The 13,407-nt window shown below is 70.0% G+C and carries 14 protein-coding genes; 5 read left to right on the plus strand and 9 right to left on the minus strand.

The genetic code is table 11. From position 1 onward, the window contains the following. Both tatA and CQ393_RS03975 read right to left on the minus strand, forming a co-directional pair. Positions 1 to 228 carry a Sec-independent protein translocase subunit TatA gene (tatA, locus tag CQ393_RS03970; protein WP_153190330.1) on the minus strand — a complete coding sequence of 76 codons (228 nt, stop codon included), beginning with the start codon at positions 226 to 228 and terminating at the stop codon, positions 1 to 3. A 75-nt stretch (positions 229 to 303) separates the two neighbouring features. Then, positions 304 to 1,200, minus strand: a complete 897-nt coding sequence (locus CQ393_RS03975) for a lipid-binding SYLF domain-containing protein (RefSeq protein WP_153190331.1) — start codon at positions 1,198 to 1,200, stop codon at positions 304 to 306. A 283-nt stretch (positions 1,201 to 1,483) separates the two neighbouring features. On the opposite strand from CQ393_RS03975, the gene hemH reads away from it, so the two are divergent. The 3 genes from hemH to CQ393_RS03990 all read left to right on the plus strand — a co-directional run bounded on the left by hemH (position 1,484) and on the right by CQ393_RS03990 (position 3,543). Further along, complete coding sequence (hemH, locus tag CQ393_RS03980) at positions 1,484 to 2,446, plus strand: ferrochelatase (RefSeq protein ID WP_153190332.1); 963 nt, start codon at positions 1,484 to 1,486, stop codon at positions 2,444 to 2,446. A gap of 68 nt (positions 2,447 to 2,514) precedes the next feature. Then, positions 2,515 to 3,291, plus strand: coding sequence for an alpha/beta hydrolase (locus CQ393_RS03985; protein ID WP_228114266.1), 777 nt, complete (start codon positions 2,515 to 2,517; stop codon positions 3,289 to 3,291). A gap of 57 nt (positions 3,292 to 3,348) precedes the next feature. Continuing rightward, on the plus strand, positions 3,349 to 3,543 hold the full coding sequence (locus CQ393_RS03990) for a hypothetical protein (protein WP_153190334.1): 195 nt from the start codon (positions 3,349 to 3,351) through the stop codon (positions 3,541 to 3,543). A gap of 101 nt (positions 3,544 to 3,644) precedes the next feature. Here CQ393_RS03990 and CQ393_RS03995 read toward each other — a convergent pair whose 3' ends face one another. The 3 genes from CQ393_RS03995 to ttcA all read right to left on the minus strand — a co-directional run bounded on the left by CQ393_RS03995 (position 3,645) and on the right by ttcA (position 6,450). Beyond that, complete coding sequence (locus CQ393_RS03995) at positions 3,645 to 4,433, minus strand: SprT family zinc-dependent metalloprotease (protein WP_153190335.1); 789 nt, start codon at positions 4,431 to 4,433, stop codon at positions 3,645 to 3,647. Positions 4,434 to 4,485: 52 nt separating this feature from the next. Then, positions 4,486 to 5,394 carry a recombination-associated protein RdgC gene (locus tag CQ393_RS04000; RefSeq protein ID WP_153190336.1) on the minus strand — a complete coding sequence of 303 codons (909 nt, stop codon included), beginning with the start codon at positions 5,392 to 5,394 and terminating at the stop codon, positions 4,486 to 4,488. A 126-nt stretch (positions 5,395 to 5,520) separates the two neighbouring features. Beyond that, positions 5,521 to 6,450: a tRNA 2-thiocytidine(32) synthetase TtcA gene (ttcA, locus tag CQ393_RS04005; protein WP_194269586.1), complete on the minus strand. Its 930-nt coding sequence runs from the start codon at positions 6,448 to 6,450 to the stop codon at positions 5,521 to 5,523. A gap of 68 nt (positions 6,451 to 6,518) precedes the next feature. Between ttcA and CQ393_RS04010 the strand changes: the two genes are divergently transcribed. Next, on the plus strand, positions 6,519 to 6,722 hold the full coding sequence (locus CQ393_RS04010) for a YdcH family protein (RefSeq protein ID WP_153190458.1): 204 nt from the start codon (positions 6,519 to 6,521) through the stop codon (positions 6,720 to 6,722). 289 nt (positions 6,723 to 7,011) lie between these two features. Here the strand turns inward: CQ393_RS04010 and plsB are convergent, their stop codons facing one another. The 4 genes from plsB to CQ393_RS04030 all read right to left on the minus strand — a co-directional run bounded on the left by plsB (position 7,012) and on the right by CQ393_RS04030 (position 12,555). Continuing rightward, positions 7,012 to 9,627 (minus strand): glycerol-3-phosphate 1-O-acyltransferase PlsB, encoded by a 2,616-nt coding sequence (plsB, locus tag CQ393_RS04015; RefSeq protein WP_153190338.1) that lies wholly within the window; start codon positions 9,625 to 9,627, stop codon positions 7,012 to 7,014. Beyond that, positions 9,627 to 10,535: a hypothetical protein gene (locus CQ393_RS04020; protein ID WP_194269587.1), complete on the minus strand. Its 909-nt coding sequence runs from the start codon at positions 10,533 to 10,535 to the stop codon at positions 9,627 to 9,629. Before CQ393_RS04020 ends, plsB begins: the two co-directional genes overlap by 1 nt. Before the next feature lie 365 nt (positions 10,536 to 10,900). Beyond that, complete coding sequence (gene pyrF / locus CQ393_RS04025; protein WP_153190339.1) at positions 10,901 to 11,641, minus strand: orotidine-5'-phosphate decarboxylase; 741 nt, start codon at positions 11,639 to 11,641, stop codon at positions 10,901 to 10,903. Beyond that, complete coding sequence (locus CQ393_RS04030) at positions 11,638 to 12,555, minus strand: 5'-nucleotidase, lipoprotein e(P4) family (RefSeq protein WP_153190340.1); 918 nt, start codon at positions 12,553 to 12,555, stop codon at positions 11,638 to 11,640. The genes pyrF and CQ393_RS04030 overlap by 4 nt, the downstream gene beginning before the upstream one ends. 157 nt (positions 12,556 to 12,712) lie before the next feature. On the opposite strand from CQ393_RS04030, the gene CQ393_RS04035 reads away from it, so the two are divergent. Continuing rightward, positions 12,713 to 13,372: a DUF480 domain-containing protein gene (locus tag CQ393_RS04035; protein WP_153190341.1), complete on the plus strand. Its 660-nt coding sequence runs from the start codon at positions 12,713 to 12,715 to the stop codon at positions 13,370 to 13,372. Positions 13,373 to 13,407 lie beyond the last annotated feature (35 nt).

Raw genomic sequence — 13,407 nt, forward strand, 5'->3', positions numbered from 1 at the left:
TCAGCGCGTTTCGCGGTCGCGCTCGGCCTGCGTGTCGCGGCTGGATTCGCGTTCGCGCGATTCGTCGTTCAGGCGCGCCGGCGGGGTGTCTTCCTCGCGCATGCCCTTCTTGAATTCCTTGACCGCGCTGCCCAGATCCTTGGCGCCGCTCGTCAGCCGCTTGGTGCCGAACACCAGCACGACGATGACCAGCACGATCAACCAATGCCAGATGCTGAAACTGCCCATGATCCGCTCGCGTTATTCGGTGTGGAGGCCGTTGAGCATAACGCACCCGGCCCTGCCGGACGCCCCTGCCGAAGGTCAGTTGCCGCCGTCCAGCGACTCGGTGCGGATCTCGCCTTCGGACACCGGCTGGAAACCCTGCTGCGGCGCGGGCTCGGTGGTGGCCGGCTGCAGCGGCTGGGTGGTGGCCTCGCTGCCCTGCTGCGCATTGCCCGACACGGCGACCGGCTGCGCGCGCGGCGCCGACGACGCTACCGGCGCGGCGGCGCCCTGGGTGCCGCGCTTCTCGCGCGCGGCGTAGGTGGACTCTTCCAGGCGGTCGCGGAAGGCGACCACGTCGCTGGAAGGCGCCGCATTCAGGCGGCCTTCGAGGATCATGCGCGGCGTGGTGCCCTGGCCGTAGGCGTCGAGGTTGGCGGCATCGTCGATGGACAGCACCGCGCCATCCAGCGCCACGCCGGCGAACAGGCCGCGCGCGCGCGACCACGACCATATCTCGGCCTTGAGCTGGCCGTCGGTGGCGGCGGCGGCGCTGCGCCCGACCGGGCCGGCGGCCACGCCGGCATCGGCGCCCAGGGTGAACTTGCCGTTGACGATGTTGTCCAGGCTGCGGTTGTTGCGGAACACCAGGATCACGTCGGAGGACTGCACGCCGGCCTGGAAACCGATGCTGCCGCCGGTGAGCTTGACGAACACCGGGTTGGACCAGCTGCCGTCGGCGGTCTTGACCGACATCAGGCCATGGCCGCGGCGCCCGCCGAGCACCAGGCCGGCCTTGATGGTGTCGGGAATGACGATGATCGCGCGGCCCTCGTCGAGCAGCTTGTCCGGGATCGCCTGCTCGGGAATCTCCTGGATTTCGCCCAGCACGCGCACGGCGTTGCGGGCGCGCTGGTCCTCCTGCGGGCCGGCCACGGCGGTGGCGGACAACAGGCTGGCGGACAGCAGCAGAGCGATGTACGGCAGGCGGCGCATGGCGGACTCCACAGGTCGATGCACGGAAAGATACGGCAAGCGATGGAGATTGGAAGCACGGCGATGAATCGGGAGTGAGCGGAATGGCGGCGCGGCCGCGCCCGGGAAAAGCGCGGCGGGGCGCAAGCAGGGGGCGGGACATCCCGCTCCCCGAACCCGGCGCGAAGGCGGGGAGCAGGCCCGCGCCGTTTCTTCCGCTGCCGGTGGAAAGCGGCAGCCGCGGCGGGCGGCTTTTTCGTTCCGCGACCCCTACCGCGTTTCCTGCTTCTGCGACAATGCGCGAATGTCCGACGCACCCACCACCGCGCTGCTCGCGGTCAACCTAGGCACGCCCGAGACACCCACCGCCGCGGCGGTGCGTCGCTACCTGGCCGAGTTCCTCGGCGACCCGCGCGTGGTCTCGATTCCTCCGCTGTTGTGGAAGCCGCTGCTGTACGGGCTGATCCTGCCGCTGCGCGGCGGCCGCTCGGCGCACAAGTACGCGCAGGTCTGGCTGCCCGAGGGCTCCCCGCTGGCGGTGTACACCCGTCGCCTGGCGGCGAACCTCGCCATCGAACTGCCGCACTGGCAGGTGCGCGAGGCCATGCGCTACGGCCAGCCGGCGTTGCTGCCCGCGCTAGACGCGCTGGCCGCGGCGGGTACCACGCGCATCGTGGTGCTGCCGCTGTACCCGCAGTATTCGACCACCACCACCGCCTCGGTCGAGGACCAGGTGCAGCAGTGGCAGGCGCGCCACCGCGACGTGGACGTTCGCCTCGTCCGCGATTACGCCGACGACCCGCGGTGGGTGGCGGCGGTGGCCGATTCGATCCGCGACTACTGGCAGCGGCACGGCCGTGGCGACCGGCTGGTGTTCTCCTTCCATGGCATCCCGCAACGGCTGGCCGACGCCGGCGACCCCTATCCGCAGCGCTGCGAGGCCAGTGCGCGCGCCATCGCCACCGCCCTCGAACTGGGCGAGGGCGACTGGCAGCTGGCCTACCAGTCGCGCTTCGGCCGCGAGCGCTGGCTGCAGCCCTATGCCGAGCCCACACTGTGGGCGCTGGCCGAAGGCGGGGCGAAGACGCTCGACGTGGTCTGCCCCGGCTTCGCCACCGACTGCCTGGAAACGCTGGAGGAAGTGGCGATGGGCTTCACCGCCACCGTCGCCGAACGCGGCGCCGCCATGCGCTACATCCCCTGCCTGAACGACACGCCCGCCCACGCCCGCGCGCTGGCCGCGCTGGCGACCGCGCAGACGGCATGACCACGCCGTTCGCACTGAATGCCGGCGGACTGCGCGTGGCCGGGCTCCGCACCGGCACGGCCGGCGGCATGCCGGTGCTGGCCCTGCACGGCTGGCTCGACAACGCCGCCAGCTTCGTCCCGCTGGCGGCGCGGCTGCCGGACCTGGACTGGGCGATGGTCGACCTGCCCGGCCATGGCCAGAGCGATCACCTGCCCGCCGATGCGGCCTACACCACGCCGCAGGCGATCGTGCAGGTGCTGGCGATCATGGATGCGCTGGGCTGGGAGCGCTGCGTGCTGCTGGGCCATTCGATGGGCGCTGCCATCGCCAGCCTGGTGGCCGCGGTGGCGCCGCAGCGGGTACGCGCGCTGGTCGCGATCGAGGCGCTCGGCGGACTCGCCGCCCCGGCGGAGGAAACCGTCGTCCGGTTGCGCGCGCATGTGGCGGCGCTGGCCACGCTTGGCGACAAGCAGCTGCGCGTGTTCGCCGACCTCGCCGCGCCGGTGCGCGCGCGCATGCTGGCCAACCAGCTGGACGAGGACTCGGCACGGCTGCTGGTCGAACGCGGCGTGCGCCCGGTCGAAGGCGGCTGGAGCTGGCGCAGCGATCCGCGGCTGATGCTGCCCACGGCAGTGCGCATGACCGAGGACCAGGTGCGCGACGTACTGGCCGCCATCCAATGCCCGGCGCAGGTGATCTACGCCACGCCGGCGCAGGCGTACTTCCCTGAGCCGGAACGCAGCCAGCGCGCGGCGTTGCTGGCGCATGGCCGCCTGCACACCCTGCCAGGCCACCACCATCTGCACATGGACCAGCCCGACGCGGTGGCGGCCGTGGTTGGCGACTTCATCCTCTCCCTGTAACACCGGGCAAGCATCCCTGCCGATGCCACTCTTTTCGTAGGAGCGGCTTCAGCCGCGATGGGGCTTTACCGGGAAGGCTTCTCGCGGCTGAAGCCGCTCCTACCGTTTGCGGAACAGTTGCCGCATGGCCGCATTGAACCGGCGGCCTGCCTCGCGAACGCCGCGCTGCTGCGCCATAACCATAGCGTCTTGTACATGGACCAGCCCGACGCGGTAGCGGCCTTGATCCGCGGCTTCGTCCTCTTCCTGTAGCACCAGGCAAGCATTCCCGCCGATGCCACTCTTTATCGTAGGAGCGGCTTCAGCCGCGATGGGGCTTTACCGGTAGAGCCCCATCGCGGCTGAAGCCGCTCCTACGGGGGGCTGAGCAGCTGCCGCAGGGCCGCCTTGAGCCGGCGCCCTTCTTCGCGCAGATAGTCGCGCTCCTGCCGCCAATGCGGAAAACGCGCCTCGACCTCGGCCCAGAAGGCCGGCGAATGGTTGGCCTGCATCAGGTGGCACAGCTCGTGGACCAGCACGTACTCGCAGGCCGAGGGACGCGCCAACGCCAGCGCCAGGTCCAGCGCCATCGAGCCGTCCGGCGCCAGCGAGCCCCACTGCGAGGACATCACCTTCAGCCGCAACCGCACCGGCGCGCGCGGCAGCCCCGGCAGGTAGGCCGGCAGCCAGCGCCCGACGTCGGCGCGCATCTGCGCCTCATAGAACTCGCGCAGCACGCGGCGCAGCGAGGCGTCGCCGGCCCGCGTCGGCAGCTGGATGCAGGCGCCCGCCGCATCCACCTCGATCCGGGTGAAACGGCCGTCCTGCCAGCGCACCGGCAACAGCGCCCCGTGCAGCGGCAAGGCGCCGGGCTCGCGCAGGACCAGCGGCGGCACCAGCAGGCCGTCGCCGTCGAAGCGCGCCAGCTGCTGCTGCAGCCACTGCCGGTTGTCGTGCAGGAAGCGTTCGCCGGCAACCAGGCTGGTCCGCAGCGGCATCGTCAGCCGCGCGCCGCGTTCGTCCACGCTGAGCTTGAGCCGGCGCGCACGCGGGTCGCGTACGCGCAGCACGTCGATCTCGGCGTCGTCCAGGCGCAGCCGCACCGTGTCGCGCTGGATGCTTGGCGCGGCGGGTGCGATCAGACGGCGGAACAGGTTGGCCATGTGCCCAGCATAGTCCCTGCCCGTTCGCCGGGCAGGTAGGTGGATTGCCCGTTCAGCTGTCGGCCTTGCTCAGCTTGAACGCCTGCTCCAGCAGCAGGAACAGGCGCCGGATCTCGCCGCTCTGCAGCGCGAAGCGCGCGTCCAGTTCGGCACGGCGGCCTTCCTCGTCGATGTGTTCGAGCTGGTCCAGCGCGCCGTCGAGGAACTTGAGCTTGCGCACGATCAGGTCGTCGCCGAGCACGAAGGACAGGTTGTCCTCGAACACCAGCGCCAGCTTGGTGACCTGCTTGCCGGCGTCCAGGTGCTTGTCGATCTCGTCGCAGCGCAGTTCCTGGTGCTGGCACTTGACCACCGCGCCGCCCTCGACCGGGTCCTTCATCTCGCACTCTTCGCCCAGGCTCAGGCCTTCGGGCAGCGGTTCGCCGGCGATCCACGCGGTCAGGATCGCGCGCGGCGCGACTTCCGCATTCAGCGGCATCGCCGGGAAGCTGCCGAGCATGCCGCGGATGTCGCTCATCACGTTCTCGCCGGTCTTGCGGCTGGAACTGTCCACCGCGACGTAACCGTGCTGCAGGTCGAGGAAGGCGTCGGTGCGCGAACTCTTGACGAAGGCGCGCGGCAGCAGTTCGTGCAGCAGATCGTCCTTCAGCCGCTTGCGCTCGCGGCCGCCGGGCTTGCGCCCTTCCTTCTCCTCGATCTCCTCGAGCTTCCGCGCCAGCAGGTCGTTGACCACCGCGCCGGGCAGGATCTTCTCCTCGCCGCCGACGGTGAGCCACAGCGCATCGCCGATGCGGTGCGAGAACTGCTCCTTCTCCTCGCGCCCGAACGGCGAGATGAAGCCGCGCGAGCTCATTTCCAGCGCGCCGACCGGCTTGAGCACGACGTGCGGCAGCAGGGTATCGACCTCGGAGAAATCGACGGAGGTGGGGAAGCGGAACAGGGTGAGATTCTTGAAAAACATCGGGGATCCGGGAACTGGGAAAGGGGATGCGGGTTTTTCCCTTCTCCCGCCGGGAGAAGGTGCCCGAAGGGCGGATGAGGGGCGGACGAAGCCATCGATGCCGGAAGCATCAGGACGCCATCGCCCTCACCCCGGCCTCTCTCCCGGTGGGAGAGGGGCTTCTGGTTCTTCCTGCTTCTCGCCGCCGGCCAGCCAGGCATGCGCATCGGGCAGCGGCGCGCCGTCGCGGCGGCCCAGCGCCAGGAAATCGAACAGGTTCGGATCGGCCATCTGCGAGGGGCGGATGTCGCCCATGGCGCGCGAGATCTGCTCGATGCGGCCGGGGTGCTCCTTTTCCCACTGCTTCATCATCAGCCCGACCTGCCTGCGCTGCAGGTTCTCCTGGCTGCCGCACAGGTTGCACGGGATGATCGGAAACTGGCGCGCGGCCGCGTAGTCGACGATGTCGCTCTCGCGCACGTAGGCCAGTGGGCGGATCACCACGTGCCGGCCGTCGTCGCTGCGCAGCTTGGGCGGCATGCCGGAAATCTTGGCGTGGTGGAACAGGTTCATGAAGAACGTCGCCACCATGTCGTCGCGGTGGTGGCCCAGCGCGATCTTGGTGAAGCCGTTCTCCTCGGCATAGCTGTACAGCGAGCCGCGGCGCATGCGCGAGCACAGCGAACACATGGTCTTGCCTTCCGGGATCACCCGGCTGACCACCGAATAGGTGTCCTGCTCGATGATGTGGTACGGCACGCCGATGCCGGCCAGGTATTCCGGCAGCACGTGCTCGGGGAAACCCGGCTGCTTCTGGTCCAGGTTCACGGCCACCAGTTCGAACGGCACCGGCGCCTTCTTCTGCAGCTGCAGCAGGATGTCCAGCAGGGTGTAGCTGTCCTTGCCGCCGGACAGGCAGACCATGACCTTGTCGCCGGCCTCGATCATGCCGAAGTCGGCGATGGCCTGGCCGACTTGGCGGCGCAGGCGCTTGGCGAGCTTGTGGTGTTCGCGCTCGGCCATGCGCGAATCGCGGGCGCGGGGCGCGGGATCGGGAAGGGGAATGACGGCACTCATCGGCTGCATTCTACCGGCTTGGCGGCGCCCCCTCGCGCATGGTGCGACAGCCTGTATGCTCGATGTCCATGGAAACCCTGACGCCCGCCGAGATCAGCCAGCGCACCGCCGAACTGCGGGCCGAGCACCGCAGCCTGGACGAGCGCATCGCCAAGCTAGCGGCCAACCCGGACGACGACCTGGAAGCCAAGCGCCTGAAGAAGCGCAAGCTGCAGCTCAAGGACTGCATCGCCCGGCTGGAAAGCATGCTGATTCCGGACGAGCCGGCCTGAGCCGCCGGTATTGGCGGCGGGCGTTCAGATCACGTAGCGGTCGATGACGCGGCTTGCTTCCAGCAAGAAGGATGCATCGCATTGCCGCAGCTACGCCCGGATGGCAGCGATCCTCCGTCCACTGCCCAGCGGCGACATTACTTCATCCGAAGGTGCTGACCACACGGAAGTGCCGCGTGGCCAGGTGCGCATGGCATGTATCGCCGCCAACACCCGGAGATCGTCACCGCCAGCAGGAAACCTGTTGCCGCATTGCGTGTCGCCGCCGGGTTGCGTGTCGGCGGAGCCATCAGCCCGCCGCCGGCTCCTCCGGTTTCACCGCTTCCGGGCTCACGCGCTCGATGGTGTGGCGCAGTTCGCGGCCAAGGATGAACTTGGCGTCCTTGGCCCAGGCGTCGAGGCGCTCGTCGAACAGCAGCTTGCTGTTCTCGTCCGGCCAGACCAGGCGCAGTTCGCGCATCTTCTGGATGAAGCCGCGGAACAGGGTCTTGTCGAAGAACTCCGGCGCGGCCGGGGCGTAGAGCAGGCTCAGGCGCTGCGCGGCCTGCTGGCACAGGCTTTCCAGCTCGGCGGCGCCGAGCACGCCGGGGCCGTTCTTCACCAGCACCGAGATGGCGATGTAGTAGCGCTCGAACGCCTGCTGCAGCGAGTGGCCGATGGCGCGCAGGCGGAACACCTCGTCGGTCTGGCCGGTGCTGCGCGCGAGCATGCCGCCCTCGTCCTCGCCCACCTGCTGCAGCAGGCCTTCGCGCACGAATACGTTGATGGTCTGCTCGATGCGCGCGGCGAATTCGTCCTCGGTCCACGGCAGGAACAGCTCCTGCTGCAGGAACGGGTAGAGCCCGCGGCCCAGCCGCAGCAGGCCGGCGCGGCTCATGCGGCGGTTGTTCTGGAAGCAGCAGGCCACCCACGAAGAGGCGGTGAACAGGTGCAGCACGTTGTTGCGGAAATAGCTCAGCAGCACCGCGGTGTCGCCGCTGACGCTGAGCACGTCGCCCAGCGGATGCTTGACGCGGGTGAGGACGTTGATCTCCTCGGCGTGGGCGATGATGCGCTCGGGCGAATGCGGGGTGACCGTCACCCGGTCCGAGTACGGCATCTCCACCAGCAGCTTCTTGCACAGTTCGATCTGCGCGATCAGGTCGGCCTCGCCCATCGCGTGCTTGGGCGTGGACAGCAGCGCCAGCGCCAGCAGGTTGATCGGGTTGACGTCGGCGGCGGCATTGACGTGCACGTTGATGTTCTGCGCCAGCGTATCGACCGTCTTCATCAGCCACGCCGGCTTCTCGTCCTCGGGCACCGGCCGGCCGTCCCACTCGGGGGCGTGTTCGGCCAGCACGTCGTTGAGCGCGATCGGCTCGCCGAAGTTCACCACCACCTGGCCGTAGTTCTGCTTGAGCACCTTGGGGATGCCCCACAGCAGCGCCCAGATCGATTCCTTCTCCTTCGGCCGGCCGGACAGTTCGTCCAGATAGCTGTTGCCCTCCATCAGCTTCTCGTAGCCGATGTAGATGGGCTGGAACAGCACCGGCTTGCGCGGCTGGCGCAGGAACGCGCGCAGCGTCATCGAGATCACGCCGCCCTTGGGCTGCAGCAGGCGGCCGGTGCGCGAGCGCCCGCCCTCGACGAAGTACTCGATGGAATAACCGCCGGAGACCAGCTGCGCCATGTATTCGGAGAACACCGCCGAGTACAGCGGATTGCCGCGGAAGCTGCGCCGCGCGAAGAACGCGCCGCCCTTGCGCAGCAGGGTGCCGACCACCGGCAGGTTGAGGTTGATGCCGGCGAAGATGTGCGGCGGCACGATGCCGCGGTCGTACAGCAGGTAGCTCAGCAGCAGGTAGTCCATGTGGCTGCGGTGGCTGGGCACGTAGACGACTTCGTGCCCGGGCGCGGCCTCCTTGAACTTGTCCAGGTGGTGGACCAGCACGCCGGCGTAGATGCGGTTCCAGACGTGGCTGAGCAGGAAGCTGGCCGAACGCACCACCGGGGTGGAGTAGTCGGCGGCGATCTCCCAGGCGTAGCCCTGCGCCTTCTTCCAGGCATCGGTCGGCTTGGAGTTGTCGCGCTTGGCCTGGGCGGCGATGGCCTCGCGCACGGTGTCCGCTTCCAGCACCTTGTCCACCAGCAGGCGGCGGGTGGACAGGTCCGGGCCGATGATCGATTCGCGGATGCGGCGGAAGTGCGCGCGCAGCACGCGCTGCAGCTTGCGCACCGTGCGCTCCGGCTCCAGCCCTTCGTCCACGGTTTGGCGCAGCGAGATCGGCGCGGCGAAGCGCACGATGCTGTCGCGGCCGTTGAGCAGCACCGCCAGCAGCCGGCGGAAGCGGCCGACCAGCGCCCAGTTCTCCGAGAACAGCACGGCGAACCAGCCGCTCTGCTTGTCCGGGGCGCGGCCGACGAAGATCGACACCGGCACCAGCTGCACGTCCAGCGCCGGGTTGGCGCGGTGCGCCTGCAGCAGCCGGGCCAGCGAATCGGAATGGGTGCGGGCGCCGCGCTGCTCGGGGATCAAGGCGTTGTTGCTCGAACGCCGCGACAACGCCACGTAGGCGCGCTTGCGCCCGGTCGGGTCGCCGGGCAGCGGCACCAGCGGCGACGGCAGGCCGGCGTCGCGGCAGGCCTTGTCCAGGATCAGCGCATTGGACAGGCCGTAGTCCTCCAGCACGTAGACCACCGGCTGCGCCGGGTCGTGCTGCAGTTGTTCCGGTTCGATCTTCAGGCCCAGCCACGGCTCGATCAGCCGGCCGAGCAGGCGCGCCCACAGCGGGCGCCGGCCCTGGCGCACGGGCGGACGGCCGGCCGGGGTCGGCGGCAGGGGGGACGAGGCCGGGGCGCTGGCCTCGCCCGACGGCAGGAGTTCGCCCTGTTCGGGCCGGGAATTCTGTTTCGACATCGGCGACATTATGGCTTAGCCGCCGCCGCCGGGCTGTCCCCGGTGTCGTCCCCGGCTCCAGGCGGGAGGGCACCGCCCTGTTCCGGCGCCGGTGCGGCGGCGCGCGCGGCAGCCAGCACCGCGTCCACCTCGGCCAGGGTACGCACCAGGTACCAGCGCCCCTGGCGGCGCTCCAGCGCCACCTGCAGGTCGATGTCCTTGCCGGCCAGCGGGTACTGCACGTGCACGGTGGCGCGGTCGCCCTTCTGGCTGATCAGGCCGGTGCGCAGCCGGGCGATGCTGTCGTCCAGCGACAGCCCGTAGCCGGCCAGCACCTGCTTGGCGGCCTTGGCGAACGGCGCCAGCCGCTGCAGGCTGCCGGTCATGCCCGCTTCCTGCAGGGCGGCGTCGCTGTCCAGCCCGGTGGCGCGCGCGGCGGCGGTCAGGGTGGCGATGGCCGCGCCGGCCAGCTTCGGATCGGACAGCGGCGCGGCCTGGGCCCAGTCGCCGAGCGCCCTGACCAGCTGCACGTAGTGGGCGCGCTCGTCGTCGCTGTAGTCGCCCTGGTGGCTGATGTACTGCTCGCCGAACAGGCCCAGCGAGTGCGCGGCCTGGCGCACGCTGGCGGTCTGCCCGGCGATCTGCGCCTTGAACGCGCGCTGCAGCCGGGTTTCCGCATCGGCCGCCGACAGCGTGGCCAGCAGCGCCGGCAGCTTGTCGTGCAGGGGCAGTTCGTCCAGCGGCCAACGGCTGTGGCCCTGGGCCCAGGCCGCTTCCAGTTCGGCGTACTGCGCCGGTGGCACCGCCGCGCGGGCGTAGCCTTCCAGGTCGTCGTCGTGCAGGTGCTGGACCAGCTGGCGCACGGCGGCGGCCGGTTCGGTGGCGGCGCCGGGCAGGGGTTCCTGCGACCGCCGGCAGCCGGCGGCGAGCACCGCCACGGCGCACAGGGACAGAAACAGGAGATGCGAACGGCTGCGAGATGAACGGCGTGGCATGGCGTCGTTGGTCCTCCCCGGGGCCGTCGCATCTTGCGGCCTGCCCGGTGACAGCGGCAAGCGTGCTTGCGGGACTGCCGGACTGTAGGAGCGACTTCAGTCGCGATGGGGCTTCACCGGTAAAGCCCGTCGCGACTGAAGTCGCTCCTACAAGGCCGGGGAACGCCGCGCATAAAAAAAGAGGCCGCCCCGTTGCCGGTGGCGAACCTCCTCAAACCGGCAGGGCCGGGGACATGTGACACATCGCCGGCAATGCCGGGACGGGCACAGCCTACGCGCCCTCTTCAGTTAATGCAACACTTCATGAATCAATGCGTAATCCATTGATTTTCAAATGAAAAATCCGCAACTTCACGTTGCATGGCCTGCGCCGCCGCGCGCGGGTCCGGCGCCAGCCGGATCGGGCGGCCGACGACGATGGCATCGGCGCCGTCGCGGAAGGCCTGCGCCACACCGACCGTGCGCTGCTGGTCGTCGCCCGCCGGGCCGCCGGGGCGGATGCCGGGGCAGACGATGGAGAAGCCGGCGCCGGTGGCGGCGCGGATCGGCGCCGCTTCCTGGCCGGAAGCGATCACGCCGTCGATGCCGGCACGCTGCGCGGCCAGCGCGCGCTCGACCACCACGTCCACCGGCTCGCGGTCGATGCCCATCTGCGCCAGGTCGGCGCGGCCCATCGAGGTCAGCACGGTGACCGCCAGCAGGCGCATGTCCGAGGTGTTGGCCGCCGCGGCGGCTTCCATCATCGCCGGATGCCAGCCGTGGATGGTGCAGTAGCTCACCGGCCACTGCGAAAGACGGCGGACGACGCCGGCGATCGTGGCGGGAATGTCGAAGAACTTCAGGTCGACGAACACGCGCTTGTCGCGCCTGGCCAGTTCGTCGAGCACCGCGAAGTACTCGCCGGAGGCCAGCAGTTCCATGCCGATCTTGTAGAAGGACACGGCGTCGCCGAGCCGCTCGACCCAGTCGATGGCCTCGGCGCGCCCCGGTACGTCCAGCGCGAAGATCAGGCGCTCGTCGGCACGCAGCGGTAGCGGGCCGCGGTTCATTGGGCGACGTCCAGCGCGGCGCGCTTGGCGGCGCGGCGCTCGGATTCGGGCAGCGACCAGGCGTTGTTGAACTGCGCCGGCTCCCAGCCGCCGTAGGTCGGGTTGGACAGCATCCACCAGCGCTGGCCGAACCAGCCCTGGTGGGCCTGCAGCAGCGCGTCGCGGCCGGCCTGGGTGTTGACGCCGATCGCGACGAAGTCGCTGAGCTGGTCGCCGAACTGCATCAGCACGCGGTACTGCTGCGCCACCAGCTGGCGGCGGCAGGCCTTCTCGCTGCCTTCCTGCTCGCAGCCGGGCACGTACTTGTCCAAGCCCAGGTAGACGTCGTCGCCGGCCACTGGGAAGCCCAGCCGGCGCAAGTTGGCCAGGGTGACGTCCTTCATGTGCTCGGTGCGGTTGGTGATGTAGATCATGGTCACGCCCTTGGTGGCGGCGGCCTGGGCGAATTCGACCGCGCCCGGCACCGCGCCGGCCTTGCCTTCGGACACCCAGGCATCCCAGCTGGCATCGTCGTAGCTGCCGCCGTTGCGCACCAGCCGCGCCTGGTAGGGCGAGTTGTCCAGCACGGTCTCGTCCACGTCCACCACCACCGCCGGCTTCAACTTGGCCGACTGGTGGCTGCCGCCTTCTTCCGGCAGCAGCGCGGTCCACGAGCGGTCGGCCAGCGCGCGGTCCAGCTGCGCGGCCGCGGCGCGCCAGGTCTGCAGGGAATTGGCGCGGTATTCCTGCGCACGCTGCACCCACAGCACGGCGTTGAGGTTGTCGTTGGCGCCATCGGCGGCAACCGCGGCCGGCGCCGCGACGACCGCAGCCGGGCCGGCGGGTTCGCCGTGGACCAGGGGGCGGGACGTGCTGCAGGCGGCCAGCGACAGCAGCGCGCCGGCAAGCAGGAGGGAGGTCGGGGTTCGGGACATGGGTGCGGCTACCGGACAGAACGAAAACCCGGCAAGTTTACCGGCTCGCTGTCCTGCCCGCCCCGGGCCCGGAATCGGGATCCGGCCGGACTCCTGCCCTGACCCCGGTTTCGCCCTCGGCTATGCTTGCGCCCCCTCGCGCGACCGGATGCCGACGATGACCGATACCACCCCCTCCTCGCCCGTTCCCGTGCTCGACGCCACGCAGATGCGGGTGCTCGGCTGCCTGATCGAGAAGGAGGCGACCACGCCGGAAGCCTACCCGCTGACCGTCAACGCCACCCAGACCGCCGCCAACCAGAAGACCGCGCGCGACCCGGTGATGGCCCTGGACGCCGGCAACGTGCAGCACGCGCTGCGCCAGCTGGAGACGATGGGCCTGGCCCGCCAGCATTTCTCCGCGCGCGCCGAGCGCTACGAACACCTGCTAGGCGCCAGGCTGGACCTGCCGCGCCAGCAGGTCGCGCTGCTCGGCCTGCTGCTGCTGCGTGGTCCGCAGACCGCCGGCGAGCTGGCCACGCGCAGCGAGCGGATGGCGAAGTTCGCCGACGCCGAGGACCTGCGCCACCAGCTCGGGCGCCTGATCCAGCGCGACCTGGTGGTGCAGCTGCCGCGCGCCGCTGGCCAGCGCGAGGACCGCTACATGCATCTGCTGGGCGGTCCGGTGGATGTGGACGCACTGGCGGCGCAGTACCGCGCGCCCTCTTCCGCCGCGGCGGACGGCGGCGCGCTGGAAGAGCGCGTGCAGCAGCTGGAAGCCACCGTGGCGGCGCTGCAGGAACAGCTGGCGCAGTTGCAGTCCCGGCTGGAAGGTTGATCCAGACGCAGCTGCGGGGCTTGCCCCGCAGGGGA

This window comes from Stenotrophomonas sp. MYb238 (genome assembly GCF_009496535.1).
Taxonomy (GTDB): domain Bacteria; phylum Pseudomonadota; class Gammaproteobacteria; order Xanthomonadales; family Xanthomonadaceae; genus Stenotrophomonas.